This window comes from Rhodanobacter sp. G2-10 (genome assembly GCF_055809185.1).
The window spans coordinates 2,809,066-2,835,429 of record NZ_CM147900.1 but is presented as its reverse complement, the minus strand read 5'-3'; the positions used below and the strand labels follow the sequence as shown (position 1 = coordinate 2,835,429).

Annotated in this window: 29 protein-coding genes and 1 pseudogene; 15 read left to right on the top strand and 15 right to left on the bottom strand. The window is 66.1% G+C overall.

Annotation, left to right across the window (positions count from 1 at the left end):
• Window positions 1-43: 43 nt before the first annotated feature.
• Window positions 44-1,303 carry a UDP-N-acetylglucosamine 1-carboxyvinyltransferase gene (gene murA, locus AC0L58_RS12925; RefSeq protein WP_473684014.1) on the top strand — a complete coding sequence of 420 codons (1,260 nt, stop codon included), beginning with the start codon at window positions 44-46 and terminating at the stop codon, window positions 1,301-1,303.
• Window positions 1,304-1,460: 157 nt separating this feature from the next.
• Here murA and AC0L58_RS12920 read toward each other — a convergent pair whose 3' ends face one another.
• The 3 genes from AC0L58_RS12920 to purM are packed head-to-tail and all read right to left on the bottom strand — an operon-like array spanning window position 1,461 to window position 4,089.
• The gene (locus tag AC0L58_RS12920) at window positions 1,461-2,162 is read right to left on the bottom strand and encodes a DUF3108 domain-containing protein (protein ID WP_473684012.1); all 702 of its coding nucleotides are present in this window, start codon (window positions 2,160-2,162) and stop codon (window positions 1,461-1,463) included.
• Window positions 2,163-2,197: 35 nt separating this feature from the next.
• The gene (purN, locus tag AC0L58_RS12915; RefSeq protein ID WP_473684010.1) at window positions 2,198-2,860 is read right to left on the bottom strand and encodes a phosphoribosylglycinamide formyltransferase; all 663 of its coding nucleotides are present in this window, start codon (window positions 2,858-2,860) and stop codon (window positions 2,198-2,200) included.
• A gap of 8 nt (window positions 2,861-2,868) precedes the next feature.
• Window positions 2,869-4,089 (bottom strand): phosphoribosylformylglycinamidine cyclo-ligase, encoded by a 1,221-nt coding sequence (purM, locus tag AC0L58_RS12910; RefSeq protein ID WP_473684008.1) that lies wholly within the window; start codon window positions 4,087-4,089, stop codon window positions 2,869-2,871.
• Window positions 4,090-4,176: 87 nt separating this feature from the next.
• Here purM and AC0L58_RS12905 point away from each other — a divergent pair, with 87 nt between their 5' ends.
• Genes AC0L58_RS12905 through hda form a run of 3 tightly spaced genes read left to right on the top strand, consistent with a single transcriptional unit; the run spans window position 4,177 to window position 7,048 of the window.
• Window positions 4,177-5,172, top strand: coding sequence for a DUF2066 domain-containing protein (locus tag AC0L58_RS12905; RefSeq protein WP_473684006.1), 996 nt, complete (start codon window positions 4,177-4,179; stop codon window positions 5,170-5,172).
• The gene (locus AC0L58_RS12900; RefSeq protein ID WP_473684004.1) at window positions 5,169-6,344 is read left to right on the top strand and encodes an AI-2E family transporter; all 1,176 of its coding nucleotides are present in this window, start codon (window positions 5,169-5,171) and stop codon (window positions 6,342-6,344) included. Before AC0L58_RS12905 ends, AC0L58_RS12900 begins: the two co-directional genes overlap by 4 nt.
• Complete coding sequence (gene hda, locus AC0L58_RS12895) at window positions 6,341-7,048, top strand: DnaA regulatory inactivator Hda (protein WP_473684002.1); 708 nt, start codon at window positions 6,341-6,343, stop codon at window positions 7,046-7,048. The genes AC0L58_RS12900 and hda overlap by 4 nt, the downstream gene beginning before the upstream one ends.
• Window positions 7,049-7,121: 73 nt before the next feature.
• On the opposite strand, the gene AC0L58_RS12890 is transcribed toward hda, so the two are convergent.
• Window positions 7,122-7,829, bottom strand: coding sequence for an RNA polymerase sigma factor (locus AC0L58_RS12890; protein ID WP_473684000.1), 708 nt, complete (start codon window positions 7,827-7,829; stop codon window positions 7,122-7,124).
• A 55-nt stretch (window positions 7,830-7,884) separates the two neighbouring features.
• The gene (gene folE / locus AC0L58_RS12885) at window positions 7,885-8,514 is read right to left on the bottom strand and encodes a GTP cyclohydrolase I FolE (RefSeq protein WP_473683998.1); all 630 of its coding nucleotides are present in this window, start codon (window positions 8,512-8,514) and stop codon (window positions 7,885-7,887) included.
• A gap of 153 nt (window positions 8,515-8,667) precedes the next feature.
• On the opposite strand from folE, the gene AC0L58_RS12880 reads away from it, so the two are divergent.
• From AC0L58_RS12880 to AC0L58_RS12870, 3 genes are all read left to right on the top strand, one after another.
• Window positions 8,668-9,204: a DUF4142 domain-containing protein gene (locus AC0L58_RS12880; RefSeq protein ID WP_473683996.1), complete on the top strand. Its 537-nt coding sequence runs from the start codon at window positions 8,668-8,670 to the stop codon at window positions 9,202-9,204.
• 10 nt (window positions 9,205-9,214) lie between these two features.
• Window positions 9,215-9,547 carry a cupredoxin domain-containing protein gene (locus AC0L58_RS12875; protein ID WP_473683994.1) on the top strand — a complete coding sequence of 111 codons (333 nt, stop codon included), beginning with the start codon at window positions 9,215-9,217 and terminating at the stop codon, window positions 9,545-9,547.
• Between the two features lie 117 nt (window positions 9,548-9,664).
• Window positions 9,665-10,330, top strand: coding sequence for an FAD-binding oxidoreductase (locus AC0L58_RS12870; protein ID WP_473683992.1), 666 nt, complete (start codon window positions 9,665-9,667; stop codon window positions 10,328-10,330).
• 50 nt (window positions 10,331-10,380) lie between these two features.
• Here AC0L58_RS12870 and AC0L58_RS12865 read toward each other — a convergent pair whose 3' ends face one another.
• Window positions 10,381-11,160: a YiiX/YebB-like N1pC/P60 family cysteine hydrolase gene (locus tag AC0L58_RS12865; protein WP_473683991.1), complete on the bottom strand. Its 780-nt coding sequence runs from the start codon at window positions 11,158-11,160 to the stop codon at window positions 10,381-10,383.
• Window positions 11,161-11,458: 298 nt separating this feature from the next.
• The gene (locus AC0L58_RS12860; protein ID WP_473683989.1) at window positions 11,459-12,262 is read right to left on the bottom strand and encodes an inositol monophosphatase family protein; all 804 of its coding nucleotides are present in this window, start codon (window positions 12,260-12,262) and stop codon (window positions 11,459-11,461) included.
• Window positions 12,263-12,375: 113 nt separating this feature from the next.
• On the opposite strand from AC0L58_RS12860, the gene AC0L58_RS12855 reads away from it, so the two are divergent.
• On the top strand, window positions 12,376-13,137 hold the full coding sequence (locus AC0L58_RS12855; RefSeq protein ID WP_473683987.1) for an RNA methyltransferase: 762 nt from the start codon (window positions 12,376-12,378) through the stop codon (window positions 13,135-13,137).
• 90 nt (window positions 13,138-13,227) lie between these two features.
• On the opposite strand, the gene AC0L58_RS12850 is transcribed toward AC0L58_RS12855, so the two are convergent.
• Complete coding sequence (locus AC0L58_RS12850) at window positions 13,228-14,553, bottom strand: hemolysin family protein (RefSeq protein ID WP_473683985.1); 1,326 nt, start codon at window positions 14,551-14,553, stop codon at window positions 13,228-13,230.
• 135 nt (window positions 14,554-14,688) lie between these two features.
• On the opposite strand from AC0L58_RS12850, the gene AC0L58_RS12845 reads away from it, so the two are divergent.
• Together AC0L58_RS12845 and AC0L58_RS12840 are read left to right on the top strand one after the other, a co-directional pair.
• Window positions 14,689-15,318: a DUF47 domain-containing protein gene (locus tag AC0L58_RS12845; RefSeq protein ID WP_473683983.1), complete on the top strand. Its 630-nt coding sequence runs from the start codon at window positions 14,689-14,691 to the stop codon at window positions 15,316-15,318.
• A gap of 90 nt (window positions 15,319-15,408) precedes the next feature.
• The gene (locus tag AC0L58_RS12840) at window positions 15,409-16,521 is read left to right on the top strand and encodes an anion permease (protein ID WP_473683981.1); all 1,113 of its coding nucleotides are present in this window, start codon (window positions 15,409-15,411) and stop codon (window positions 16,519-16,521) included.
• 20 nt (window positions 16,522-16,541) lie between these two features.
• On the opposite strand, the gene AC0L58_RS12835 is transcribed toward AC0L58_RS12840, so the two are convergent.
• Complete coding sequence (locus AC0L58_RS12835; protein ID WP_473683979.1) at window positions 16,542-16,946, bottom strand: hypothetical protein; 405 nt, start codon at window positions 16,944-16,946, stop codon at window positions 16,542-16,544.
• 80 nt (window positions 16,947-17,026) lie between these two features.
• Between AC0L58_RS12835 and AC0L58_RS12830 the strand changes: the two genes are divergently transcribed.
• Window positions 17,027-17,368: an MGMT family protein gene (locus tag AC0L58_RS12830; protein WP_473683977.1), complete on the top strand. Its 342-nt coding sequence runs from the start codon at window positions 17,027-17,029 to the stop codon at window positions 17,366-17,368.
• Between the two features lie 8 nt (window positions 17,369-17,376).
• On the opposite strand, the gene AC0L58_RS12825 is transcribed toward AC0L58_RS12830, so the two are convergent.
• The 3 genes and pseudogenes from AC0L58_RS12825 to AC0L58_RS12815 all read right to left on the bottom strand — a co-directional run bounded on the left by AC0L58_RS12825 (window position 17,377) and on the right by AC0L58_RS12815 (window position 20,069).
• The gene (locus AC0L58_RS12825; RefSeq protein WP_473688727.1) at window positions 17,377-18,675 is read right to left on the bottom strand and encodes a polyhydroxyalkanoate depolymerase; all 1,299 of its coding nucleotides are present in this window, start codon (window positions 18,673-18,675) and stop codon (window positions 17,377-17,379) included.
• A gap of 369 nt (window positions 18,676-19,044) precedes the next feature.
• A pseudogene (locus tag AC0L58_RS12820) lies at window positions 19,045-19,521 on the bottom strand (class I SAM-dependent methyltransferase); the annotation flags it as partial.
• 41 nt (window positions 19,522-19,562) lie between these two features.
• A complete protein-coding gene (locus AC0L58_RS12815; RefSeq protein WP_473683975.1) occupies window positions 19,563-20,069 on the bottom strand; it encodes an RDD family protein in 507 nt (168 codons plus the stop codon).
• 32 nt (window positions 20,070-20,101) lie between these two features.
• Here AC0L58_RS12815 and xerD point away from each other — a divergent pair, with 32 nt between their 5' ends.
• The 4 genes from xerD to AC0L58_RS12795 all read left to right on the top strand — a co-directional run bounded on the left by xerD (window position 20,102) and on the right by AC0L58_RS12795 (window position 22,754).
• Window positions 20,102-21,037 (top strand): site-specific tyrosine recombinase XerD, encoded by a 936-nt coding sequence (gene xerD / locus AC0L58_RS12810; protein ID WP_473683973.1) that lies wholly within the window; start codon window positions 20,102-20,104, stop codon window positions 21,035-21,037.
• Between the two features lie 134 nt (window positions 21,038-21,171).
• Entirely contained in the window at window positions 21,172-21,654 is a 483-nt protein-coding gene (locus tag AC0L58_RS12805; protein WP_473683972.1) for a MarR family winged helix-turn-helix transcriptional regulator, read from the top strand.
• Window positions 21,651-22,274 (top strand): glutathione S-transferase family protein, encoded by a 624-nt coding sequence (locus tag AC0L58_RS12800; RefSeq protein ID WP_473683971.1) that lies wholly within the window; start codon window positions 21,651-21,653, stop codon window positions 22,272-22,274. Before AC0L58_RS12805 ends, AC0L58_RS12800 begins: the two co-directional genes overlap by 4 nt.
• 66 nt (window positions 22,275-22,340) lie before the next feature.
• Complete coding sequence (locus AC0L58_RS12795; protein ID WP_473683969.1) at window positions 22,341-22,754, top strand: VOC family protein; 414 nt, start codon at window positions 22,341-22,343, stop codon at window positions 22,752-22,754.
• A 36-nt stretch (window positions 22,755-22,790) separates the two neighbouring features.
• On the opposite strand, the gene AC0L58_RS12790 is transcribed toward AC0L58_RS12795, so the two are convergent.
• The 3 genes from AC0L58_RS12790 to AC0L58_RS12780 all read right to left on the bottom strand — a co-directional run bounded on the left by AC0L58_RS12790 (window position 22,791) and on the right by AC0L58_RS12780 (window position 26,219).
• The gene (locus tag AC0L58_RS12790; protein WP_473683967.1) at window positions 22,791-23,402 is read right to left on the bottom strand and encodes a hypothetical protein; all 612 of its coding nucleotides are present in this window, start codon (window positions 23,400-23,402) and stop codon (window positions 22,791-22,793) included.
• Between the two features lie 623 nt (window positions 23,403-24,025).
• Window positions 24,026-25,096, bottom strand: a complete 1,071-nt coding sequence (locus AC0L58_RS12785) for an IS110 family RNA-guided transposase (RefSeq protein ID WP_473683965.1) — start codon at window positions 25,094-25,096, stop codon at window positions 24,026-24,028.
• 172 nt (window positions 25,097-25,268) lie between these two features.
• A complete protein-coding gene (locus AC0L58_RS12780) occupies window positions 25,269-26,219 on the bottom strand; it encodes a LysR substrate-binding domain-containing protein (protein ID WP_473683963.1) in 951 nt (316 codons plus the stop codon).
• Window positions 26,220-26,364: the final 145 nt, after the last annotated feature.

The window sequence follows — 26,364 nt, the reverse complement described above, 5'->3', positions numbered from 1 at the left end:
GGCTGTTCCGAATCCCAAATCCCGAATCTCGAATCCCGAAATTATGGCCAAAATCCTGATCAATGGCGGCGTGCCGCTCCAAGGCGAGGTGGCCATTTCCGGCGCCAAGAATGCCGTGCTGCCGATTCTTGCCGCCTGTCTGCTGGCCGATGAGCCGGTCAGCATCGGCAACGTGCCGCACCTGCATGATGTCACCACCTTCATCGAGCTGATGGGCCGGATGGGTGTGCAACTGGTGCTGGATGACCGCATGAAGATGCACGTCGACCCGCGCACCACCAGCACCTGCGTGGCGCCTTACGACCTGGTGCGCACGATGCGTGCCTCGATCCTGGTGCTGGGTCCGCTGGTGGCACGCTTCGGCCAGGCCGAGGTGTCGCTTCCCGGTGGCTGCGCGATTGGCTCGCGTCCGGTCGACCAGCATATTCGCGGGCTGCAGGCACTCGGCGCCGAGATCACCGTGGAGAACGGTTACATCAAGGCGAAGGCGTCGCGGCTGAAAGGCGCGCGGGTTTCGATGGACATGGTCACCGTTACCGGTACCGAGAACATCATGATGGCCGCCACCCTGGCGCAGGGCACCACGATCATCGACAACGCCGCGCAGGAGCCCGAGGTGGTGGATCTGGCCAATTGCCTGATCGCGATGGGCGCGCAGATCGAAGGTGCCGGCAGCTCCACCATGGTGATCCACGGCGTAGAACGCCTGCACGGCGCCGAGTACAACGTGCTGCCCGACCGCATCGAAACGGGAACCTTCCTGGTCGGCGCGGCGATGACCGGCGGCAAGGTGCGTGCGCGTCATGCGCGCGCCAACACCCTCGACGCGGTGCTGGCCAAGCTGGAGGAGGCTGGCGCGCAGATTTCCACCGGCGACGACTGGATCGAGCTGGACATGGGCGGCCGACGCCCCAAGGCGGTCAATATCAGCACTGCGCCATACCCTGCCTTTCCGACCGACATGCAGGCACAGTTCACCGCGCTCAATTGCGTCGCCGAAGGCACCGGCGTGGTCACCGAAACCGTGTTCGAGAACCGCTTCATGCATGCCCACGAGTTGCAGCGCCTCGGCGCCGACATCCATCTCGAAGGCAATACCGCGATCGTGCGGGGCGTGAAGCAGATGAGCGGCGCGCCGATCATGGCGACCGATTTGCGCGCCTCGGCTTGCCTGGTGCTGGCCGGCCTGGTCGCCAGCGGCGAGACCATCGTCGACCGCGTGTATCACATCGATCGCGGCTACGAGAACATCGAGGAAAAGCTCGGCGTGCTGGGCGCAAGGATCCGGCGTTTGCCGAATTGACTTTCCGGTCCTGCAAACATGGTCTCTTGATGGCTCCCTGCGTCGAGGCAGGAGAGCCGGTGGGCAGAGCCCGCCCTACCAAGGTGCCTAGAGTGCCGGCAGGCAGAGCCCGCGCCACCAAGGCGCCGTAGGGCGGGCTCTGCCCGCCGGCTCTTGCTCAATCGGCGTGGAAGCTCACCAGCTCCATCACCAGGTCGCCGCCGTCATGCTGCGACAGCTTCAGCGGCAGCGGATAACGTTCGGGGGCGTACCAGGCGCTGAAGCCGCGGTCGGCGTCGGTCCGATCGATCCGTTCGGCCTGAAAGCTGCCCGCGGGAACGGTCACGGTTTCCTTGCCGGTCACCTGGAATTGCTGGGTTTCCACCTTCTGCCGCACGGCAACGGCGAGTGCCACCTGCTGCTTGCCGCCCTGCAGGGCCACGCCCAGCGCCAACGGCAGGGTGTTGCGCTCGACGATGCCGGGTTGGGCCGGATAGCTTTCGGTGCCCTTGCTGCCATCAACGCTGACCTGGTTGGTGTTCCAGTCCACGCGCAGATGGCGCTGTTTGTTTTTGATCCCGGTGTTCAGCTTGTAGTCGTAACTGAGTGCTTCGGGCAGGTCGCCTTTCCAGCGGAAACGCGAGGTTTCGTCCACGCTGGCGCCCAGCATCGCGGCCAGGCCGGCAGTGCCTTTGACACTCTTGCGATACGTCCACTGACCGTTCCCATCGTCGCGCAGACTGATGGTGGCAGTGCCCATCGGGCTGCCACCGCGCAGCACCTTGTAGGTGGCGGTGAACGCGGTCGGGACGGTGGCGTGTGCCGTGCCGCAAAGCAGGGCAAAGCCAAGCAGGGGAAGGAGCAGGAATCGGAGTCTCATGCGACGAGTCTGCCGATGACGGGCTGAACCGCGGATCACTCCAGCCCGTGTTCGCCCAGATTGAGCGGTTCCGACAGGGCTCGACCGTCATAACGGGGCGCGCCTGCCTGCCATTGCAGGCGCTGGTTGGCCAGCACGGCCAGCACCGCCGGCAGCAGGCGATGCTCCAGTGGCAGCAGGCGGTCCGCCAGACGCTGTTCATCATCACCGGATTCGATCGGCAGCCGTGCCTGCGCGATCACCGGGCCACCATCCAGCTCGGCGGTGACGAAGTGCACGCTGACCCCGTGTTCGCTGTCACCGGCGTCAAGCGCGCGGCGATGAGTGTGCAGCCCGCGGTATTTCGGCAGCAACGAAGGATGGATGTTGATGATGCGGCCCACCCACGGGCGCAACGCTTCACCGTCGATGATGCGCATGAAACCGGCAAGCACCAGCAGCTCCGCGCCACTGGCCGCAACGCGATCGAACAGGTCCAGGTCGAAGCTGCGGCGATCCGGGTAGCCGCGCGGATCAAGCGCCAGCGTCGGGATATTGGCCGCTTCGGCCAGGCGCAGTGCACGGGCGTCGGCCCGGTCGCTGCCAACCAGCACGAACTCGACCGGCAGCTCGCCGCGAGCCCGTGCATCGAGCAGGGCAGTGAGGTTGCTGCCACGCCCTGAAGCGAGGACGGCAACTTTGGCAGGTGTCGCCGACATGCAGCGGATCAGCCGATATGCACGCGTTCGTCACCCCGGGCGGGTACCACTTCGCCGATCACCGAGCTGGCCAGCCCGTGCTGCGCCAGCAACGCGGACGTGCCGGCCACCGCGTCGCGCGGCAGGATCACGGTGAAGCCGACGCCGCAGTTGAATGTGCGCCACATTTCCTCGCGCGCGACATTGCCCTCGCGCATCAGCCAGTCGAATACGGGCGGCAACACAATGGTCGAGGCGTCCAGCGCAATGCCCAGCCCATCGGGTACCACGCGGATGATGTTTTCCTTCAGGCCGCCGCCGGTGATGTGGGCCATGCCGTGGATGTCGGGGATTCGGGAAGTGCCGGCGGCGAGCAATGCCAGCATGGGCTTGACGTAGATCGTGGTCGGCGCCATCAGCGCGTCGGCGAGCGTGGCGCCGCCGAGATCCAGGTCGAGCGGGTTGCCGGCGCGCTCGAGAATCCTGCGTACCAGCGAATAGCCATTCGAATGCGGACCGCTGGAGGCCACGCCGAGGATCACGTCGCCCGCGACGATAGCCTCACCCGTCAGCATCTGTGATTTTTCGACCGCGCCGACGGTGAAACCGGCCAGGTCGTATTCGCCGGGCGGGTACATGTCCGGCATCTCCGCGGTTTCGCCGCCGATCAGGGCGCAGCCGGCCAGCTCGCAACCCTTGGCGATGCCGCCGACCACGGCCACGGTGGTGTCCACGTCGAGCTTGCCGGTGGCGAAGTAGTCGAGGAAGAACAGCGGTTCGGCGCCCTGCACCAGCACGTCGTTGACGCACATGCCGACCAGGTCGATGCCGATGGTGTCGTGGCGGCCCAGCGTCTGTGCCAGCTTCAGCTTGGTGCCGACGCCGTCGGTGCCGGAGACCAGCACCGGCTCCTTGTAACGACCGGACAGGTCGAACAGGCCGCCGAAGCCGCCCAGCCCGCCCATCACCTCGGGGCGGAAGGTGCGCTTGACCAAGGGCTTGATGCGTTCGACCAGCGCATTGCCGGCATCGATATCGACGCCGGCGGCGCGGTAGGTGAGGGCGTCAGACATGGCGAAAACCGGGGTGGACGAAACGCGCAATTCTAGCAGGATGCGGCGTGCGAGCCCGTCGGACTTGGGTGGTCGAGACGAAAAAGCCGCCAGAATATGGATCGCAGAGACGGATTCGCAGGCCACCCAACCCAGGTACGAAAGTCCCCTGCGTACCTTACGCGCGGCGGCGGTCATCGACCGGGCCGAATTCCCGTGGATGGACGCTGCGCGTCGGATTGGGCAGACTTCGCGGGAGTTTTCCCGAGGAAGAACCCTGTGTCCATGCGCCTGCCCCGCCTGTTCGTCGCTTTCCTGCTGCTGGGCCTTGCCGCGCTGCCTGCATTGCACGCGCAGGCCGTCAGCTCACCTTATTCGGTCACCGTTCCGGTCGCCGATACCAGCGAGGCGCAGCGCAGCCAGGCCTTTGCCACGGCGTTGGCCCAGGTGATGACGCGGGTTGCCGGTGGCCAGGACCTGCGCAGCAACCCCGGCTACTCCGCAGCCCTGGGCAGCGCCAGTTCGCTGGTGCAGAAGTTCCAGTACCAGCGTGCCGCCACCGGCCTCGTGCTCGACGTGGACTTCGCACCGGCGTCGGTGCGGCGGCTGGTTGCCCAGCTCGGCGTCAGCAGCGCCGGGATCAAGCCGCCGGTGTTGCTGCTGCTGCAGCGCGCCGACGGCAGCCTGGTCGACCAGGCCACCCTGGCGAGTCTGGCCGCCACCGCGGCCGCGCGCGGCACCAACGTGGTGTATCCGGATGCCGCGGGCGAACTGGATGCAGGCAAGGTCGCCGCCGCCGATCCGGCCACGATGGCGCTGATCAACCGGAAATACCACACCGGGCTGGTGCTCTTGGGCAAACTGCATGACGATGCCGCCGACTGGACGCTGATCTCGGGTGGCAAGGTGCAGCGCTGGAGCAGCCAGGGCGCCAGCGATGAGGCATTGCTTGCCGCTGCCGGCAACGGCTTGGTCGATCACCTCGGCCAGCAACTCAACGTGATCGGCTCGGTGGCCAGCCAGGGCAAGCTCTGGGTCAGCGGGCTGGATTCGGCCGCCGATTATGCCGGCCTGCTGGCCACGCTGAACGCCGACCCCTCGGTGCAGCAGGTCACCACGGTGGGCGCGCTGAACGACGGTGTGCTGCTCGACATCAAGGCAACGGTGCCGATGGGCGCGCTGGCCGCAAACCTCGCCGCTGGCGGCCGCTTGTTGCTGCAGGGACAGCCGCATGACGGGGCCGACGCCAACCTGCGCTGGCTGCACGGAAATTCGCCATGACCCAGGCTCGGGACGTCTCGCGCCGCTGGCAACTGCTGGCGATCACGGCGGTCATCGTCTACCTGATCTGGTTGCTTTCTCCGGTGCTGACGCCGTTCGCGATCGCGGCGATGCTCGCGTATCTCGGCGATCCGCTGGCCGATCGCCTGGAGCGGATGGGTCTGAACCGCATGTGGTCCGCCACGATCGTTTTCGTGGTGTTGCTGATCGCCCTGATTGGCGTGCTGTTGCTGCTGATTCCGTTGATTGCGCGCCAGGTCGAGAACCTCATCAGCAACCTGCCGCGTTACGGCGACTGGGCGCAGGACGTGGCGTGGCCATGGCTGCAGGCGCGCCTGCACCTGGACCCGCACATGTTCGACAGCGATCGTCTGGTGACCGCGATCAAGGAGCACATCGGTTCGATTGGCGGCGTGGCGACGGTGGTACTGGGCAAGGTGTCACGCTCGGGCGTGGGCATCGCGATGTGGCTGACCAACCTGGTGCTGATACCGGTGGTCGCGTTCTACCTGCTGCGCGACTGGGATCGACTGGTGGCGACGATCGACGGCATGCTGCCGCGTTCGGTGCAGCCGACCATTGCCCATCTGGCGCGCGAATCGGACAATATCCTCGGCGCTTTCGTGCGTGGTCAGCTGCTGGTGATGCTGGCGCTGGGCGTGTTCTACGCCGCCGGTCTCGGGCTGACCGGACTCTCGGTCGGGCTGCTGATCGGCATGGTCGCCGGCCTGCTCAGCTTCGTGCCGTACCTGGGTTTCATTATCGGTTTCGTCGCCGCCATCATCGCCGCGCTGGTCCAGTTCGGCGACTGGACGCACGTGCTGCTGGTCTGTGCCGTGTTTGCCGTGGGCCAGTTGCTGGAAGGCTATGTGCTGGTGCCCAAGCTGGTCGGCGACAAGATCGGCCTGCATCCGGTCGCGGTGATCTTCGCGGTGTTGGCCGGGGGCTATCTGTTCGGCTTTCTCGGCGTGCTGCTGGCCTTGCCCGCCGCGTCGGTGATCCTGGTCTTGTTGCGCTACCTGATCGAACGCTATCGCATGAGCGAGCTGTATACCGAGCAGGGACTGCACGATCCGGTGATTGCCGAGGGCGAGGTCGACGCGAACGAAGATGCCCACATCGATCCTGACGTCGTCGTTGTGCCCGCGTCGGAGCAGCGGTCCTCCGAATGAATCCGCAGTTGCCGTTGGCGCTGCGCTGGCCGCGTCGCCAGCGTTTCGAACACTTCCATGCTGGCGCCAATGCCGCTGCGCTTGCCGCGGTGCGGGCGCTTGCCGTCCAGCCCGGTGCGCCGTGGGTATATCTGCACGGGCCTGGCGGCAGCGGCCGCAGTCACCTGCTGCTGGCCGCCTGCCAGGCCGCGATCGCCGCCGGTCGGCGCGCGCAATACCTGCCGCTGGCCACGCTCGGCGATCACGCGGCGGCGCTGCGCGGCGTGGCCGGCAGTGAACTGCTGGCGCTGGATGATCTGGGCGCCATCGCCGGCAACCACGAGGCAGAACACGCCTTGTTTGATCTGTACAACCGCATCAAGGCCGATGGTGCCGCGCTGCTGTTTGCGGCCGATGCCACCCCGACCCAACTCGGCATCGCGCTGCCCGACCTGCGCTCGCGACTGGGCGCCTGTACCCAATTTGCGCTGAAGCCGCTCGATGACAACGAGCGCCGTGACGTACTCAGGGCAAGGGCGGCTGCGCGCGGCATCGAACTGGACGACGGCGTGCTGGATTGGCTGTTTGCGCGCTACGCACGGGATCTCGGCGCGCTGCTGGATCTGCTGGATCGACTGGATCAGGCGTCGCTGGCGGCGCAGCGGCGGATCACGATCCCGTTCCTGCGCGACGTGCTGCGATCGGACGGACGGGACGCATCATGACGTGTCGCCTGGCGCAGACCGGCGCAGCGATGCGTTCTGGCGTGTCCAAGCGGCCACGCCTTGGCTGAGGAAGTCAGGCGTCGGCCGACTCGGCGTCAAGCTGCGCCATCACGGCGTCGGTGACACGGGCGCAGCGCTCGCCCATGAACGGAAACGCCTCGACCATCGTGGTCGCCAGTCGGTCGCGCAGCGCCGCGCGCAGCAGGCGCCGCGCGCGGTGCAGGCGCGTCTTCACCGTTTCTGCCTTGATACCGAGCTGGGTGGCGGTTTCTTCCGCACTGCATTCCTCGACCTCGCGCATCATGTAGACAATCCGGAACGCGGGCGGCAACTGGTCGATGGCGTGTTCGAGCAGGTGGCGTATCTCTGCGCGCGCCGCGGAGGCCGCGGGGTCTTCGCTGCCGAATTTCGACGGAAACTGGATGATCTGGTGGGTGTCGTCGGACGCGGCGTCGACCTGCTCCAGCCCGACCATGGTGCGGCGCTTGCGCAGTCGGCCGCGGGCCTCGTTCAGCACGATCGTGGTCAGCCAGGTCAACAGGGTCGAATCGCCGCGGAACGAATCCAGCTTGTGGTAGGCACGCATATATGACTCCTGCAACACATCCTCCGCCTCCGAGTCCTCGCCGATCACGGCGCGCGCGACACGGAACAGGCGCTGGTTGCAGCGCTGCATGATGTGGCGGAACGCTTCGCGCTCGCCGTTGCGGACGAGCGCCACCAGTGCGTGGTCGTCGAGGGCGGCGTAGTCGGTGCGGGAAACACGGGCGTGGACGGGCATGATTTTCTCCTTCTACACCCGATGCGATGCATTTGCATGCTTCAAGGTTCCCGCTTCATCCAGCAAGCGTGGCGAGGATCTCCCGCCGCCGTGGCTCCTGCGCGAACTCGCCGAGCAGGCGGCGGGTCTGCATCGACACGTCGTGCAGGCGCACTCCGCGCGAGGACAGGCAGGCGTGGCTGGCCTGCACGACCACCGCCACCCCGCGCGGTTGCAGCGTCTGGGCCAGGGTGTCGGCGATCTCGGTGGTCAGGCGTTCCTGGATCTGCAGGCGTCGTCCGTAGGCCTCGACCAGGCGCGCCAGCTTGGAGATGCCGACCACCCGCTGGCGCGGCAGGTAGGCAATGTGGACGACGCCACGGATCGCTGCCATGTGGTGTTCGCAGGTGGATTGCAGCGGGATGTCGCGCAGGATCACCACGTCGTCATAGCCACCGACCTCGCCGAAGGTGCGGTTGAGCAGACCGGCCGGATCCTGTCGGTAGCCGGCAAACCATTCTTCGTAGGCGCGTACCACGCGTGCCGGCGTGGCCAGCAGGCCCTCGCGTGCGGGGTCGTCGCCGGCCCAGCGAATCAAGGTGCGTATGGCCGATTCCGCTTCGGCGCGGCTGGGTTGCCGTGGGCTTGCGCCGGCGGACGAAGCCGCGACGGGAGACGGACAGAGGGCCTGGTCGGAATCGAGCATGGGTATGTCTTCGTTGGTGATGACAACCCATGCGATGCAGCAGTTGCCGTCGCGGTTCCCGTGAGCCGGGCGGGAACCTGCGGGTTGGCCCTGCATCAGATGGGCACAGGCGGGCGTTGCTCGCCTCCCATCCACACCAAGGAAACCTCCCTCATGAACAAGCCGCTGTTTGCCTTCGCCCTCGGACTCGTCTTTGCGGTCAGCCCGGTGGTCGGCGTGAACGCCGCCACGGCCGCTCCCTCCATCAACGACGCGCAGATCGCGCACATTGCCTATACCGCTGGCGCGATTGATGTCACGGCGGCCAAGCAGGCGCTGCAGAAGTCCGGGAACTCCGAGGTGCGGGCGTTCGCCGAAGAGATGGCGCGCGACCATGCCGCGGTGAACGACCAGGCGCTGGCGCTGGTGAAGAAGCTGGGCGTGACGCCGCAGGACAACCCCACCAGCCAGTCGCTGGCCAGCAGCGCAGCGGCCGAACAGGAAAAGCTCGCCACCCTCAGCGGCAGCGATTACGACAAGGCGTATGCGGCGAACGAGGTTGCCTTCCATCAGGCGGTCAACGACGCGCTGCGCGATACGCTGATCCCCTCGGCGCAGAACGCCGAGCTGAAGTCGTTGCTGGAAACCGGCCTGAAGTTGTTCGAGTCGCACCAGATGCACGCCGAACATCTCGTGCAAAGCCTGAAGTAGGGAGCGCGTCATGTTCCGTATCGTGATCCTGCTTGCCGGGCTGCTGCTGGCATCTGCCTGGCAGATACCGGCCACGGCGACCGGCACGAGTCAGTCGCAGCGCGTGCATGTGATCGTGATGGACAAGATGGCATTCGGTCCGATGCCGACCGGCGTGCGCGCCGGCGACATCATCGAGTGGGTCAATCACGACATCTTCGAACACAGCGCCACCGCCCGCGACGGCAGCTTCGACGTCGACCTCAAGCCCGGCGCCACGGCCCACATGACGGCGACCAGCGGCAGCTTCGCGTTCTTCTGCAAGTTTCATCCCACGATGCGGGCAACCCTGGAGGTGAAGTAGCAGGACATCCGCCGCCCGCATGCTCCGGAAAGGGCCGACTCGCAGCGTCTGCGCGTCGGCCCGCAAGTTTGACTCACGAATGCAGGCGACGTTTGCCGTTGCCGAAGGAGGTCACCGATGAATCACGCAACAGCCCTTTTGATGAAGGAATTCGTCACCCATGACGTGCTTCGCTTCATCCTGTCCCGCCCCGAAGGATTCACTTTCGAGCCGGGGCAGGGAGTGGATCTGGCCATCGACGCTGACGGCTGGCGCGAGCAATCCCGCCCGTTTACGCCGACCTCGTCGAGCAAGGCGGGCGTGCTGGAATTCACGATCAAGATCTACCCCGACCATGCCGGTGTGACGCAGGCGCTGGCGGCACTGGAACCCGGCGCGGCGCTGATGATTTCCGATCCATGGGGCACGATCGGCTATCGCGGCCCCGGCGTATTCATCGCCGGCGGCGCCGGGATCACCCCGTTTCTCGCGATCATGCGTCAGCTGCGGGACAGACGTCGGCTCGCCTGCCACGGCCTGATTTTTGCGAACAAGACGGCTGCGGATGTCATCTGCGAAAAAGAGTTGCGCGCAGCCTTCGGCGAGCAGGCGTGCTTCCTGGTGGATCATGATGCAAGCGACGGATTCGAGGCGGGTCGCGTGGACGAGGACCTGCTGAAACGTCGCATCGTAGACTGGAACCAGCACTTCTATGTCTGTGGACCACCGCCGTTCAACGACGCGGTGATGCAAACCCTGCAGCGGCTTGGTGCGAAGCCGGATGCGCTGGTGTTCGAGCAATAGCGGCGCGCAAAAATCAGTGGCGCGACTGCCTGCGGGATGTGGTCGCGCGCTCAGCCCGCTGACGAATGCGCCGGATCGGCGTCCCAGGTCAGTCGCTTGTAGTTGAATCCCTGGGTCAACGACGGCTTGATGACTTCGAAGTACGGTGAAACGTCGAAGTCGCGCGGGGTGTACAGGCTGTGGTCGCGGATGTGGAAGATTTCGCGGATGCAGTCGCGGCATTCGGGCGTGGCGGCGGACTCGACCCGGATCACCGGCAGGATCGGGAACTGCACCGACTGGAATGCTTCCGCGACCAGGGTGGAGCAGATCGCACGCGTGGGGTCACCGCTGCCCAGCGCCAGCATGCGCCGGCGCCAGGGGCCTGGCACGGGCGGTGTCGGCAGCAGGTAGCGCGCCAGGTCGAATACGTTCTTGAGATCGTAACGCTGGCCAAGTCGCGCCATCGCGTAATCCACCACGCGGTGCGCGTCATCGTCGCTCAAGCCCATCGGCCGGCAGATGCGCAAGTGATAGCCACCGAGGTCCTGCAGGTCGAGCAGGTGCACACCTTGTTCGGTGTCGGCCTCGACCAGCAGATGAGGCTGGCCGGCCAGGGCGTGACCGGCGTAGTCGCCGACGTAGAGCGCCACATGCGACCAGGTCGATTGGGTCAGGTATTTGATGGCGGTGCTGATGCGCGCGCGACCCTCGACCAGCACGACGTCGGCCGGGCGCAGGATTTGCCGCAATGCCGCCAGGTTGGCCGGCAGGTGCGGGTAGGGTCCGCGTGCGGGCTGGTTCAGGTAACGCGCCAGCGCGCCACCCACTCGTCGCGCAAGGCGGTTCATCGGGTGCCTCGGGCGTGTCTGTTTCCGTACCATGCGACGCCGATGCCGGCATGCTGCATGGGAGATCGAGCGCTGCAAGGGATGGAATCGGAACGCACGTCGCGGGCCTGCGGAATGGTTGGCAGTCAGGCTGGTCGGGTGCGGCTGCGCGAGCAGCTCCGCGTCTGGCCTGGTCAACCAGTAGATGCGTCGGTGTCGCGGTGGGTTCCCGCGTCAGCTGCGTCGACCCGGCGCGGCGCCGTGCGCGAAAGAAGAAGGCGCCCGAAGGCGCCTTTCGTCCATTTCGTGGCGAACTTGCTCAGGCCTTGAGCAAAGCCGGCGTCGCCTGTTGGCCGATGGCGTCGACCATGGCTTTCGCCACGTGCAGGTTGCCGGCGACGATGTTGCCGCTTTCGGGGATGCCGTCACGGCCGGCGAAGTCGCAATAGCGGCCACCGGCCTCATGCACCAGCAGCACGCCGGCGCCCATGTCCCACGGCTTCAGGCCGATCTCGAAGTAGCCGTCGTAGCGACCGGCGGCGACGTAGGCCAAGTCCAGCGCGGCGGAGCCGGAGCGGCGGATGTCCTCGGCCTGGCCCAGCATGGCGCGGGTCATGTCGAGCTGCGCGGTGAGATGCTCGCGCTGGCGGAACGGGAAGCCGGTGGCGATCATCGCGCCGCTCAGGTTCTCGCGCTTGCCCACGCGCATGCGGCGATCGTTGAGGTAGGCACCGTCGCCCTTGCTGGCGGTGTACAGCTCGTCGCGCAACGGGTCAAACACCACCGCGTGGATCGGCACGCCCTTGTCCAGCAGGGCGATCGAGACACAGAAATGCGGAATGCCGCGCAGGTAGTTGTGGGTGCCGTCGAGCGGGTCGATCACCCAGGTCAGCGGGCCCTTGCCGGTCTGGCCGCTTTCCTCAGCGAGGATCGCGTGATCGGGGTAGGCGCGGCGCAGTTCCTTGATGATTTCCGCCTCGGCCAGCTTGTCGACTTCGGAGACGAAGTCCCACTGCTGCTTCTCGACGACATTGAGCCCGTCGATGCGGTTCATGTAGCGCAGGATCACATTGCCTGCAGAACGCGCGGCGCGCGCCGCGATCGTGACGTGTGGTCTGGCCATGGTGTCGACTTTGGAAGAGAGCGGGGTTGCGGCCGGCGATTCTAGCAGAGGCGGGCCCTCGCCGCCCCGCGTCCGTTATCCTTGGGCGCTTCCGTTGCCAAGCCGTTCCGCGCATGCCCGACTTCTCCGATCTCGCCGCCCACCTCCGTTTCGTGTTGGTGCGCACCTCCCATCCCGGCAATATCGGCAGTGCGGCGCGCGCGATCCGCACCATGGGCTTCGAGCGGCTGGAGCTGGTGACGCCGGCGCGTTTTCCCGATCGCGAAGCCAATGCCCTGGCCGCCGGTGCCGACGATGTGCTGGAAAACGCCGGCGTGCATGCCGATCTGGTCGATGGATTGGCCGGCTGCAACTTCGCGCTCGGCCTGTCGGCGCGCCGGCGCGGTGTCACGCTGGCCGAGCTCAGTCCGCGCGAGGCGGCACATCAGGCGCTGGCTGCCGTCGCGCGTGGCGAGCAGGTGGCGCTGCTGTTCGGCAACGAGCGCAGCGGTCTGGACAACGAGGAGCTGGCGCGCTGCAACGCGATGGTGCGCATTCCCAGCGTGGACGATTTCAGCTCGCTCAACCTGTCACAGGCGGTGCAGGTGATGGCCTACGAACTGCGCATGGCCCTGCTCGGCGACGAGCTGCCGCAACCCCCGTCCGAACACGATGAACCACCCGCCGACGCGATGCAGATGGAGCAGTTCTACCGTCACCTGGCGCAAACGCTGGACGACATCGAATTCCACAAGGGCCGCGAGCCGACCACGATCATGTTGCGCTTGCGCAAGCTGTTCCAGCGCGCCCGGCCCGACCAACAAGAACTGCGCGTCCTGCACGGCATCCTGGCTGATGCGCAGCGCATGGCCGGACTGGCGAAGAGGGAGAAGTGAGGAGTGAGAAGTGAGGAGTGAGAGAAAGCCACAGCCGGTTCCGCATCAGCCTTCTCTCACTCCTCACTCCTCTTTACTCACTTCTGCCTGTCAGCCAGTCTCCTCACCGCCGGCGTCGTTCGCCGAGGGCGCCGGCGTGACCAGCAACTTGTCGATGCGGGCGCCGTCGAGGTCGACCACCTCGAAGCGGATGCCGCGCCAGGCGAAGATTTCGCCGGTCTGCGGCACGTGGCCCAGGGCGGTCATCACCATGCCGGCGACGGTGCGGAAATCGTGCTCGTCCTCGCCGGGGAGTTCACTGGTGCGCAGCAGTTCGCGAAGGTCGTCGGTGGAAAGGCTGCCGTCGACCAGCCAGCTGCCGTCGGGGCGCTGCGTGATCGGGCCTTCCTCGCTGCTGCCATGGCCGATCTGGCTGGCGCCGACGACCGCCGCGAGCAGGTCGTTGACGGTGACCACGCCCTCGATGTCGCCATACTCGTCCACGACCAGCGCCAGTGGCGTTTCGGCGTCGCGAAACTCCTCCAACAGATCCAGCGCGCGCGCCGTGGCGGGCACGAACAGCGGCTTGGACAAGTGGGTGAACAGCTCCGGGCGGCCTTCGGCAAAGCTGTGCAGCATCAGCTTGACCTCGGCCACGCCGACCACGTCGCTCTCGTCGCCCCGATATACCGGGTAGCGCGAATACGGGGTTTCGCGCATCACCTCGATGTTTTCCTCGCGCGGCGCGGCCACGTCCAGCCAGGCGATGCGCATGCGCGGAGTCATCACGCTGTCGACGGTGCGGTCGCCCAGGCGCAGCACCCGATTGACCATGTTGTGCTCGTCGGCATCGAGCACGCCCTGTTCGGCGCTCTCGGCCACCAGCATGCGGATCTCCTCCTCGGTGACCACGCCGCGGCCCTGCGGGTTGAACCGCAACAGCCGCAACAGCAGGCTGCTGGACGCGTTCAACAGCCACACGAACGGCGCGGCGATCTTCGACAGCACCTGCATCGGAATCGCCACGTAGGACGACAACCGCTCCGGTGCCGCCAGCGCCACCCGCTTTGGCACCAGCTCACCGATCACCACCTGGATGAACGAGATCAGGATGAAGCCCAGCACGATGCCGACGATCCTGGCGTAGGGGACCAGCCAGCTCATCCGGTCACCCTGCAGCGCGGTGGCGATGTGCCCGCCCAGCGCGTCGCCGGCGACGGCACCGGTGATCAGCATCACCATGGTGATGCCCACTTGCACGGTGGACAGGAAATATTCCGGCGCTTCGGCTTGACGCAGCGCCAGGGCGGCCTTGCGGCTGGTCCGGGCCATTTGCTTGAGGCGGCTCTTGCGAGACACCACCAAGGCCATTTCCGACAACGCGAAGAAGCCGTTGCACAGCGAAAGCACGAGGACAAACGCGATTTCGGTCAGCATCGGCGGGGAGATGGCGGGGGTTGCATGGGCACAGTGTAAGGGCAGTGATGCCTATTCTTCATCCTGTCGTTGGTGCATGGCAGCATGGCCGTCCTGTACCATAGCCGCATTTGGTTCGCCCGGGGCGTGACACCGATGTTTTCATTGCAGACGATTTTCGGCAAAGGCGACAAGTTCTACGGCCTGCTTGAGCAGAGCGCCGCCACGGCCTGCGAAAGTGCCCAGGCCTTGCACGACCTGCTGACCAAGCCGGACCAGGGTGCGGTCATGGCCTCCTTTGCGGCCACCCGGACGCGTGAAAAGGAGTTGGCCGCGCAGATCAGCGAAGGGCTGGTGAACACCTTCGTCACCGCGCTGGACCGCGAGGACATCGAGGCGCTCAATTCCTCCCTGTACAAGATTCCCAAGACCATCGAGAAGTTTGCCGAGCGCTACGAGATCGTCGAGACACGCCTGGAGGGGGTGGACTTCACCCAGCGCGCGCAGGTGCTGCTGCATTCCAGTGAGGTGGTGGTCGAGATGGTCCACGAATTGCGCCGCGGCCTGCGCATCGACCGCGTGAAGAAGCTGCAGGATCGCCTGCAGGCGCTGGAGTCGGAAGGCGACCGCATGTTGCTGGCGCCCTACCGCACGCTCTACGTCGAAGGCAATGACGCGATGCGCGCGATGCTGGCCAAGGACCTGTTCGAGCTGATCGAGAAGGCCATCGACAAGTGCCGCGATGTCGGCAACATCGTCTACTCGATCGTGTTGAAGAATTCCTGAGGGGCTCGCCGTGATCCTGCGCATTCCGCTTCGCGCTACCGCGCTGTCGATGCCGTTGCCTGCCACTTCGGCAAACACCGGGGTCCGCGCATGACTGTCGTCATCGCGGTGGTGGTGATCGCGCTGGTGTTCACCTACATCAACGGTTTCCACGACACCGCCAATTCGATAGCCACGGTGGTGGCGACCAAGGTGCTCAGTCCGGGGCAGGCGGTGATGCTGGCTGCCGGCACCAACCTGGTCGGCGCGTTCATGGGTACCGCGGTGGCGGCCACGATTGCCTCCGGGCTGATCAACGCCGGCGTGGTCGACATGAGTTCCCAGTTGCTGATCTGCGCCCTGCTGGCGGCGATCGTGTGGAACCTGATCACTTGGTGGCTGGGCCTGCCCTCGAGTTCCAGCCATGCCTTGATCGGCTCGCTGGTGGGCGCGGCACTTGCGGCGTCGAACAACAATTTCGATTCGGTGATCTGGGTACAGGGCGGCTGGCTGGAAGGCAGCGGCGTGATCCCGAAGGTGATCATCCCGATGATGCTGTCACCGGTGGGTGGATTCATCCTCGGCTTCATCGTGATGGGCTTGCTGTACGCGCTGCTGGTCTGGTTTGCAGGCCGGCAGGGCTGGTTGCGTCGGCTCGGGCGCACGCCGTTCGTCAGCGCCTTTTTCGGCAAGGCCCAGATCGCGTCGGCCGCGGCGATGGGCGTGGCGCACGGCATGAACGATGCGCAGAAGAGCATGGGCATCATCGCGCTGGCGCTGGCCGGCGCCACTGCGGCGCATCAGTTCGATCACTTGCCGGAGGTTTTCTCGTTCCTGCGCATCGACGAAAACCCCGCCGGCGGCTTCGCCATTCCGGTATGGGTGAAGGTGGTTTCCGCCCTGACCATGGCAGCCGGTACCGCCGGTGGCGGCTGGCGCATCATCAAGACGCTGGGCCACAAGATGGTCAAGCTGCATCCGATCAACGGTTTCGCCGCCGAAACGAGTTCTGCGCTGGTCATCCTGTTCGCGTCGGTGTTCGGCATCCCGGTCTCGACCACCCACATCGTGTCGTCCTCGATCATGGGCGTGGGTTCGGCCAAGCGTTTCAACGCGATTCGCTGGTCGGTGGTGGAACGGATGGTGTGGGCCTGGATCCTGACCCTGCCGATCACGGCCTTGATGGCGTACGGCTTCGTGCTGGGCTACCGCCACCTGTTCTGACGGTTTCGCCGTCCGGGCGGCTACAGGGTGTCGTCGGCGCTGGTGACCAGTTGCTCCAGCTGGTCGCCCAGCGAGCCCAGTTCGCGGATGACGCGCTCCAGCTCGCTGGCGTCGAGAAATTCGTACAGGCGGTTTTCGCACAGGTGCAGGTAAGGCGAGCCGTCGAGGTCGGCCACGGCAAGGAACCCGGTGCGTTGCTGCCAGTTGAAGCGCAGGCAGCGCTGTGGGTCGGCGCCGGCGAGCGGGCCGATCGGGGTCGATACGCGCAGGTAGCGGCGACCGGATTCCCCCTCAAGCTCGGCCAGGTAGATGCCCTGGTGGCGATCCCCGCCAAGGCTGAGGTCGAAGCTGATCAGGTACGGATCGTTGTGATGCAGTTCGTACTGGCCGCCGATGTGGGAACGCACTGCTTCAAAGTGGCGCATGGTGCCGTTTCCGCTGAAATAAGCCGAGGTTACTCTGTCACTGATGACATTCCGAATCACCAGCCCCGGGTGCAGCGTGCATGAACAGCCGTGATGCCCGTATCTACGCCGCCATCGCGGCCATTCCGCCCGGTCGGGTGGCCAGTTACGGTGCCATCGCCGCGCGCGCGGGTCTGCCGGGCCGGGCGCGGCTGGTCGGGCGCCTGCTCGGCGAGGTGCCGGACGGCATGGAACTGCCCTGGTTTCGCGTGTTGCGTGCCAGCGGGCAGATCGCGCTGCCGCCGGGCAGTCGCGGCTTCCGCGAACAATGCCGGCGCTTGCGCGCCGAAGGTGTCGAGGTCCGCCATGGTCGCGTACCGCTGTCGCGGTTCGGTCTGGATGGCGATCTCGACCACGTGCTGTGGGGACTGCCTGACGAATAGCCGCTTGCTCAGGCAGCCGTGGCGCGCCGCCGCTTGCCCCGCGCCGCCTTGCTGGCCTTGAGTGGCTGGTCGAACTGGCGGATGAAATCGCGTACCTGCGGGTACACCGTCTCGCGCCAGCGCCGCCCGCTGAAGATGCCGTAGTGGCCCGCTCCCTCGATCACCCGGTGCACGCTGCGCTGTGCCGGAATGCTGCTGCACAGGTCATGCGCCGCCTCGGTCTGGCCGAGGCCGGAGATGTCATCCAGTTCGCCCTCGATGGTCAGCAGCGCGCTGGTCCTGATCGCGCCCGGATCGACCCGCTCACCGGCCACATCCCACAGGCCGCGCGGCAGCAGGAACTTCTGGAACACCTTCTCGATGGTGTCGAGATAGAACCGCGCCGGCATGTCCAGCACGGCGTTGTACTCGTCGTAGAACTTGCGGTGTGCCTCGGCGTCTTCCTGGTCGCCGCGCAGCAGGTCCTGGTAGAAATCCCAGTGCGAGCTCATGTGCCGGCTCGGATTCATCGCGATGAAGCCGGCGTGCTGCAGGAAGCCCGGATAGACCTCGCGCCCGCGACCCGGATAGTTCGGCGGCACGGTCTGGATCACGTTGCCCTGGAACCAGGACAGCGGCTGCCGCGTGGCCAGGTTGTCGACACTGGTGGGGCTGCGCCGCGGGTCGATCGGGCCGCCCATCATGGTCAGGCTGCGCGGAGTGGTCTCGCCACGTGCGGCCATCAGTGACACCGCCGCCAGCACCGGCACGGTGGGCTGGCACACGGAAATGACGTGCAGCGATTCGGCGCCGATATGGCGGATGAACTCCTCCACGTAGGCGACGTAATCATCCAGGCTGAAGGTGCCTTCGCTCGCCGGCACCATGCGTGCGTCGACCCAGTCGGTGATATACACCTTGTGGTCGCGCAGAAGGGTGCGCACGGTGTCACGCAGCAGAGTGGCGTGGTGGCCGGACATCGGCGCCACCACCAGCACCACGGGATCGCTCTTCATCTTGGCGATGGTGGCCGGATCATCGCTGAAGCGCTTGAAGCGCTTCAGCTGGCAGAACGGCCTGGTCATCGTCACGCGCTCGATCACCGCGATCTCCTGATCGTGGGCTTGCGCGACGTGGATACCGAACTCGGGCTTCTCGTATTCCTTGCCCAGGCGGTAGATCAGCTCGTTGCCGGCGGCCAGCCGCGGCACGCCGGGAAACTGGGCGAACGGGTTGGTGGATGCACTGAGCATGCGCGCGTTGGCCTCGGCGAAATAGCTCAACGGGCCAAGCAGCGAACGCTGCCATTCGTGGATTTGATAAAGCATCGAACGGGGGAAGCCTTGGGTCGGAAGCGTCCGATAGTAGCGGTTTTGGCCGCCTGTTGTTGCGACGCCGCAGACATAACGGCGATACCGGCCAGTCAGCCGGTGCAGCGGCAATGCAGCAGCAATTCGTCCACCCCGCGCGTCTCGCCCAGCCCGTCGCGCCAGCGCAGGGGCTTCTGGAAGCGCAGCCCCATTGGCATGAATACGCGGTTGTACCACCACATCGCCCGCTCGCGCTGGTGGGTCAGATACCACTGGCCGAGGTCGAGCAGACGCGAGGATTCTGGGTTGCATCCCGTAAACCGCGCTGTGCTCGAGCCGCAGGCCGTGCTGCTCCAGCAGGGCGAGGATCCGTGCCGGTTCGTAGCGACGGCAGTGGCCGACGAACTCGTCGAACGCGGTCCAGGCTTCCGGGTGGAGCGGCACCGACAGCAGGACGTTGGCGCCCGGCGCCGCGACGCGGGCAATTTCGGCCAGCGCGCCGCTGTCGTCAGCGACGTGCTCGAGTATGTCCAGCGCGCAGACCAGGTCGAAACTGGCGTCGCGGCAAGGCAGCGCACCGATCATGCCGTGGACGGCGCTGGCGCCGCTGGCGCGCAGACGACGCAGTGCGGCGTGGCTCAAGTCGACGAAGCAGGTGCCATCCAGCGGCAGCCGCGGACGCAGTCCGGGGGCGACTTCCAGCCGACGCGGCGCCTGTCGCGCCAGTTCTTGCAGCAGCGGCCAGGTGTTGAATCGCGCCGGGTCGACCAGGCTGGCCTGCGCCCACAGTGATTCGTAGAAGCCGCGATTGCTGCGGATCAGCTCGGCGTCGCTGGGGCTTTCGGCGGGGCGCGGTGGCGGCATCGCACGATTGAACCGCGCCGGCGCTGAGCAGAACGTGAAACTCAGCCGATCCGGCGCAATTCGGTCGCCGCCACGATGTCGTGCAGTGCGCGCCGGCGTGGGTCGAACAGCGCCACCAGGAACCACGCGGCCCATACGGCCAGCAGCGTCCACAGCGTGGTGCGCAGACCCAGCATCGGCGTCAGTGTCAGCAGCAACATCGGCGCGGCGGCCAGCAGCAGCCGCAGCACGGCCTGTTGCAGGGTGGGGCTGCCGCCGTCGCGGCTGGTCAGCTGGATATGCCAGGGCCGCATGCCCACGGTCTGCCCGCCGCGCAACCAGGAGGCGAGGAAGTACGCCGACACCACGAGCCCCTGCAATGGCCGATACCAGGCCGGGATCACCGCGTGCCCGTCGGTGCGGATCAACTGGCCATGCGTTGCCAGCTGGCACAGCAAGCCCACCACCATCACGATCGCCACCACGATCAGCAGGTCGTAGACCAGTGCCAGCAGGCGGCGCCACAGCGGGCAGGGTACGGAGGTCATCGCATCGGGCGTGGTCGGCATGGGTATCGAATCGCTTGCGTGGAGCGCGCGCGATGGTCAGCATCGTGCGCATGAAGGAAGTAGACAGCCCCGCAAGTATCGCCGAAGCCGACCGGCGCAGCATTGCCGCGTTCCTGGAACGGGTGTGGTCGGAGGATGGCCTGGCCGAGCGCACGCTGGAAGCCTACCGGCGCGATCTGGAAGCACTGGCAAGGTGGCTGGCCGCGCGCGGCAGCGATCTGCACACCGCCACGCGCGAGCAGATCTCGGCCTACCACGGCGCACAATCGGGAGCGGTCCGTTCGATGGCGCGTCGCCAGTCGGCGTTCCGGCGCTACTACGCCTTCGTCACTCGTGACGAGCCGCACTTCGTCGATCCCACCTTGTTGATCGAGCGGCCCAAGACACCGCGCAGCCTGCCCAAGGCGCTGGCCGAGCGCGAGATCGAGAGCCTGCTGCAGGCACCGGATCTCGGCACCAACCTGGGCCTGCGCGATCGCGCCATGCTGGAGCTGATGTACGCCTCCGGCCTGCGCGTGTCGGAGCTGGTGGAACTGCCGCTGGCTGCGCTGAACACCCGCCAGGGCGTGCTGCGCGTCACCGGCAAGGGTGGCAAGGATCGGCTGGTGCCGGTGGGCGAGGTGGCGCTGGAGCACATCGCCGCCTACCTCCAGGCCGCCCGTCCCGGCTTGGCCAAAGGGCGGCAGCCGGTCGCGCTGTTCCTCAGCAATCGCGGGGAGGGCATGAGCCGGCAAATGTTCTGGACCCTGGTGAAACGCTACGCACTCAAGGTCGGCATTCATCCCAAACGCATCTCGCCCCACGTATTGCGTCACTCCTTCGCCACCCACTTGCTCAACCACGGCGCCGACCTGCGCGCCCTGCAGATGCTGCTCGGCCACAGCTCGCTGAGCACCACGCAGATCTACACGCTGGTGGCGAAGGAAGGCCTGAAGCGGCTGCATGCGCAGCACCATCCGCGCGGCTGATCCGGGGATGGCTGCGCCGACGTTCAATAACCGGCCGGATTCCCGGCTGGCTTGCACGCCGCATTGATCACGTCAGGCCGTTGCGCCCCGCGAAGCTTGCCTTGAACATTTAGGTGTAGATACACTTATTCGCGATGAATCCCGATCCCGCCATCCTCGAAACCACGCAATGCCTGTGCCTGGCATCGCGCCGTGCGGCGCGCACGATCACCCGCGAGTTCGACCAGGCCCTGCGCGCGCAGGGCCTGCGCGCGACGCAATTCACGCTGCTTGCGGCCTTGCACCTGGCCGGCCCGAAAGCGATCGGCGACCTGGCCGAGCTGTTGTCCGCCGACCGCACCACGCTGACCCGCAATCTTGCCGTTGCCGAGCAGCATGGTCTGGTGGCCGTGCGCGCCAGCCGCGAGGACGCGCGCTCGAGGATCGCGTCCATCACGACCAAGGGTTCGCGCACGTTGCGTGCCGCAATGCCGGCGTGGCGCAGCACCCAGCAACGCCTGCTCGAGGACATCGGCGAGCCGGCCGCGGCGAGCTTGCGCCGGCTCGCGGGCGGGCCATGCAGCATGCCGCTTCCCGTCGATCTTCCAAATCACCCAGCGAAGGAGACCGTGCCGTGAAACTCTATTGGTCCGACGTGCTGTCGCCGCGCAAGGCTTGCGCGGTGGCGAAATACCTGCAGTCTCCCGTCGAGTACGTCTACCTCGACCTGGGTCGTGGCGAACACAAGGCGCTTGAGTACCTCGCACTCAACCCGAACGGCAAGGTGCCGACGCTGCTCGATGGCACGCGCACGCTGTGGGAGGCGGACGCGATCATGTGCCACCTGGCTGCGCGCTGTGATTCGGACCTGTGGCCGCAGGATGGGCGCCAGATCGACGTGATCCGCTGGCTGAGCTGGGCCACCCAGCATTTCAATCGCGCGGCCGGCGAACTGTACTTCGAGTACATCATCAAACCGCGCTTCAACATCGGTGCCGTCGATGCCAACGCCGTCGCCGGCGCCGCCAGTCAGTTCCGCCAGCATGCCGGCGTTCTCGACGCGCATCTCGCTGCGCGTCATTGGCTGGTCGACGACACGCTCACCGTGGCCGACTTTTCGGTCGCGGTCACCCTGCCGTGGGCGAGCGAGGCCCATATTCCGCTGGATGAATTTCCCGCGATTCGCCGTTGGCATGATCGATTGAATGAACTGGAAGGCTGGCGCGAGCCGTTCCCGGCCGTCGCCGTGGCAGCTTGAACAAACCTGCGCGAAACCCATCGTGCAGGCCGTTTTCCCGCAATTCCACCCACCGAGGAAACCGCCATGCAACTCACCACCTATCTGTTCTTCCGCGACCAGTCCAAATCCGCCTTCGAGCACTACGCCAAGTGTCTTGGCGGCGAGATCGTCAGCCAGGTCACCTTCGCCGACATGCCTGATTGCCCGGACATGCCGGACAACGCCAAGAGCCTGATCGCGAATATCTGCCTCAAGTCCGGCGACACCATGCTGATGGCTTCAGACTGCCCGCCGGGCTCACCATTCGAACCCATGCAAGGCTGCGCGGTGGCGGTCGACGCGGAAGATGCGCAGCAGGCCGAGCGCCTGTTCGCCGCGTTGGGTGAAGGCGGCAAGATCACCATGCCGATTGCGGAAACCTCATGGGCACAGCGCTTCGGCATGCTCACCGACCGCTTTGGCATCCACTGGATGGTCAATTGCAACAAGCCCGGATGAGTGTCGAAGAAACCGTCAAAAGACCTCCCTTCCGCGTCAGTGCATTGAGGGTTCGGGCATCACGTCCACGCTCTCCACGTAGATCAGCTCACACGCCCCCGCGCCGGTGTCATTGCGGGTCATCGAGGTGTTCCAGTGCCAGCCGCCGGGGCGGCTGGCATCGACCAGGAAGCCTTCGAGGTGGACGACCTGACCCGCGCGTAACTTTTCGAGTTGCCGTTTCACGCCGGGGTCGGCGGGGATCATGTGCATGTTGGCGCTGGAGGTTTCGATCTCGCGTTGCGGGATCGGGAATTCCTTCACTCGCCAGTAGTAGAAGCGGCCGGATTGGCTGATGTCGATTTTGGCCAGCACCGCGCTGTCGGACATCCGGCCCCAGCCCAGCGCGAGGTCCATCGGTATCAGGTCGGCGCCTTCGCCCCAGGAATAGTCCTTGCGTGAAAGCACGCGCGCGGTGATGTCGAAATGCGCGCGGGTGGTGAGCGTCGTGTCGCCTTTCTGCAACTGGGCGCCGTGACGCAAATTGACCTGCACGGGCGCCTCGGCGGCAAGCACGCCGGGTCCGTGGTGCACGGGCCGGTGCTGGCAATGCCTTAGCGCACCCAGCAGTACCAGCAACGCAGCAGCGGCGATCAGGATTTTGCGCATGTGGATTGCGGCGGTGGCGATGCGCGCAGTGTACGTGAGGCGGCGACTCGGCGTTCAGGCGAAGTCGGTTGCCAGCTTGCGGGCGTGAAACTCGGCGGCTTCGCGCGTTTCCTCACTTCCCAGGCGCTGTAGCCAGCGTAGGGCGGGCTCTGCCCGCCGGCTCTTCAATCATGTGCCGCCAGACGGGGCAAGAACGGCGGGCACAGCCCGCCCTATGTATGGACTCGCCCCTGGTGTCAACCGCTGCGTGAGCAGGAAAGCACTGGCTGCATTTATGTATGAGGCCTTGACGAAGGTGGTCGATAGACCACAGGCCGGCATCGGATGAGCTCGTGGAAAGGCCGATTACGAAGAGGCTGCAAGAGCCGGTAGGGCGGAAGGCCTGGTGCCACGATGGTCTGACCGGATGATTCGAGCTGGGCAGCAGCGGTAGCGCGCAAAGGGACAAAACGACATACGGGAAGGCGAGTTGCGCCGGGAGGGCAGCGTGCGACGCCGCATCACGGCATGCCGACCCCGAGGGTCTTGGGCGGCGGCAGTCCATGGCGCGTCAGCGCTTGCGAAGCCATGGACGGGCGCCGCCCAAGACCGGCTCCTCGGGCAGGCCGTGATGGGGCGCCCTTTCAGTGCATGGCCGCCTCCCGCGCTTCGGTGTCGCGCTGGGCAGGATCACTGCAAAAGCGCATGTCGGGGTGCTTGAGCAGCAACCACACCACACGCAGATTGTGATTGGCCAGCCGCACCGCCGCGCCCTTTCGGCCACAGCGCTGGACCCAGCGCTGGATGCGGCGACTGTAGGGGTCGGTGGCATCGGGACGGATTTGCCGGATCACCGCGTGCGCGCCTTCGATCAGGGCACTACGCAGATAAGCGTCACCACGCCGGCTCATGCGGCCCAGCCGAACGGTGTTGCCGCTGCTGTGCTGGCTGGGCGTGATACCGAAGTAGGCCGAAAACTGGCGGCCGTTGGCGAACCGGTCCGGATTGAGCGCCTTGCAGGACAGGGCGGTGGAGATGACGGGGCCGATGCCGCGCGCCTGGCACAGGTGCCGGGCCAGCGGTTCGGTGCGGCTCAAGACAGCCAGTTCGCCATCGGTGGCCGCCATCCGCTCACCCAGTGCGCGCCATTCCCCCATCAGCTCGGCGACCAGGGCACGCAGACGATCGGGGATCGGCAAGGTGGCATCTTCCAGCGTGCTGTCGACCTTGCGCACCAGCGCCAGATTACCGCGCGCCATGACCACGCCTTGTTCCAGCAACAGCCCGCGCACCTGGTTGCTGATCGCCGTCATGCGCCGCCGCCAGCCGCGCCGGGCGCGGTGCAGAGCCTGCAGGGCCAACTGCTCCTGGGTCTTGACCGGCACCGGATGCACGCTCACGTCGTGCAGGGCACGAAGAATCGACAGGGCATCGTTGGCGTCGTTCTTGTTGCCGCTGCGGTGGGCGGCGGTGTGCTGCGCCGGCAGGATCTTCACCTCGACGCCGCGCGCCTGGATCTCCCGCGCCCACGCTTGCGCACCCGGTCCCGTCTCAATGGCCACCGTCAGCGGTGGTTCGAGCGTCTGGATGAACTTGTGCAGCGCCAAGCGCGACTTCACGCGTTCAGACAGCACCACCTCACCGTGCGCGTTTTCACCCGCCACCTGAAACACATTCTTGGCCAAATCGATGGCTATCGCAGTAATCTTGTTCATGGCCTCGCCCTCGCGCGGTTGTGTTGGGAGCACTAGCTCACCACCACTGGCACCGCGATGCCTGAATGCGCGGGGGCGAGTCCATGCGATTACGGGTCGTGTGCGGCATGCGGAGCCGCTGGCTCGGTGGATGTTCGGCGACGGGCTGCTCATGTGGCGTGGCCACAGGGGATCAAGCGGTCGCTGGCGAAGCGCTCTTGCTGGGCGTGGCGGCGGGGTGTGGATCCAGCAATCCGGTCGGCAACTTCTTCAGCACGTCGGCCAACCGTTTCAGGAACGCCTCCATCGACGAGCTCTTGCGCCAGACCATGGCAATGCGCCGGCTTGGCGGCTGACCCTTGAACTCGATCAGGTGCAGCCCCGCCACCGGTGCCACCGGCGGCTTCACCGCCATCACCGGCAGCAGCGTGATGCCGACGTTGGCCGCCACCATCTGGCGCAGCGTCTCCAGGCTGGTGGCGCGGAAACCACTGTGCTCGCCGGCGCCGGACATGTGGCAGACCTCCAGCGCCTGGTCGCGCAGGCAATGACCTTCCTCCAGCAGCAGCAGATTCTGGTTGGACAGGTCGCGCAGTTTCAGCAGCCCCTGCTTGTGCGCCAGCGGGTGTTCCTCGGCGACCGCCAGCAGGAACGGCTCCTCGAACAGAAACTCGCTGTGCATGCTGTCCTCGTGCAGCGGCAGCGCGAGTATGCCCGCATCGAGTCGGCCTTCGCGCAACAGGCGCAGGACGGCCTCGGTCTTTTCCTCGACCAGCAGCAGTTCGAGCCTGGGGAAGGCGGCGCGCACCAGCGGCAGCGCATGCGGGAGCAGGTAGGGCCCCAGGGTCGGAAAGATGCCCAGCCGCACCGTGCCGGACTCCGGGTCGAGCGTGCGCCGGGCCACCGCGCGAATCTGGTCGATGCCGGCAAGCACGTCGCGCGCACGCACCACGATGTCGCGGCCCACCTCGGTCAAGAGCACCTTGCGCGGCGTGCGCTCGACCAGCGGCACGCCGAGTTCCTCCTCCAGCTTCTTGATCTGTGTCGACAGCGTCGGCTGGCTCACGAAGCATGCTTCCGCGGCACGACCGAAGTGCCTGTGCTCGGCCAGGGCAACGAGATACTGGAGGTCGCGCAGATTCATCGACGAGCCCGCCTGATCAATAGTCAGAAGCTATGGTAATGATGCCAATAATCAATTGGAACAATACACCGGCTGGTTCTATCGTGCATCACGTACTCCTTGTGATTCCCCGCGCGCTACAGCCCTCCCTCAATCCCCCGCGAGC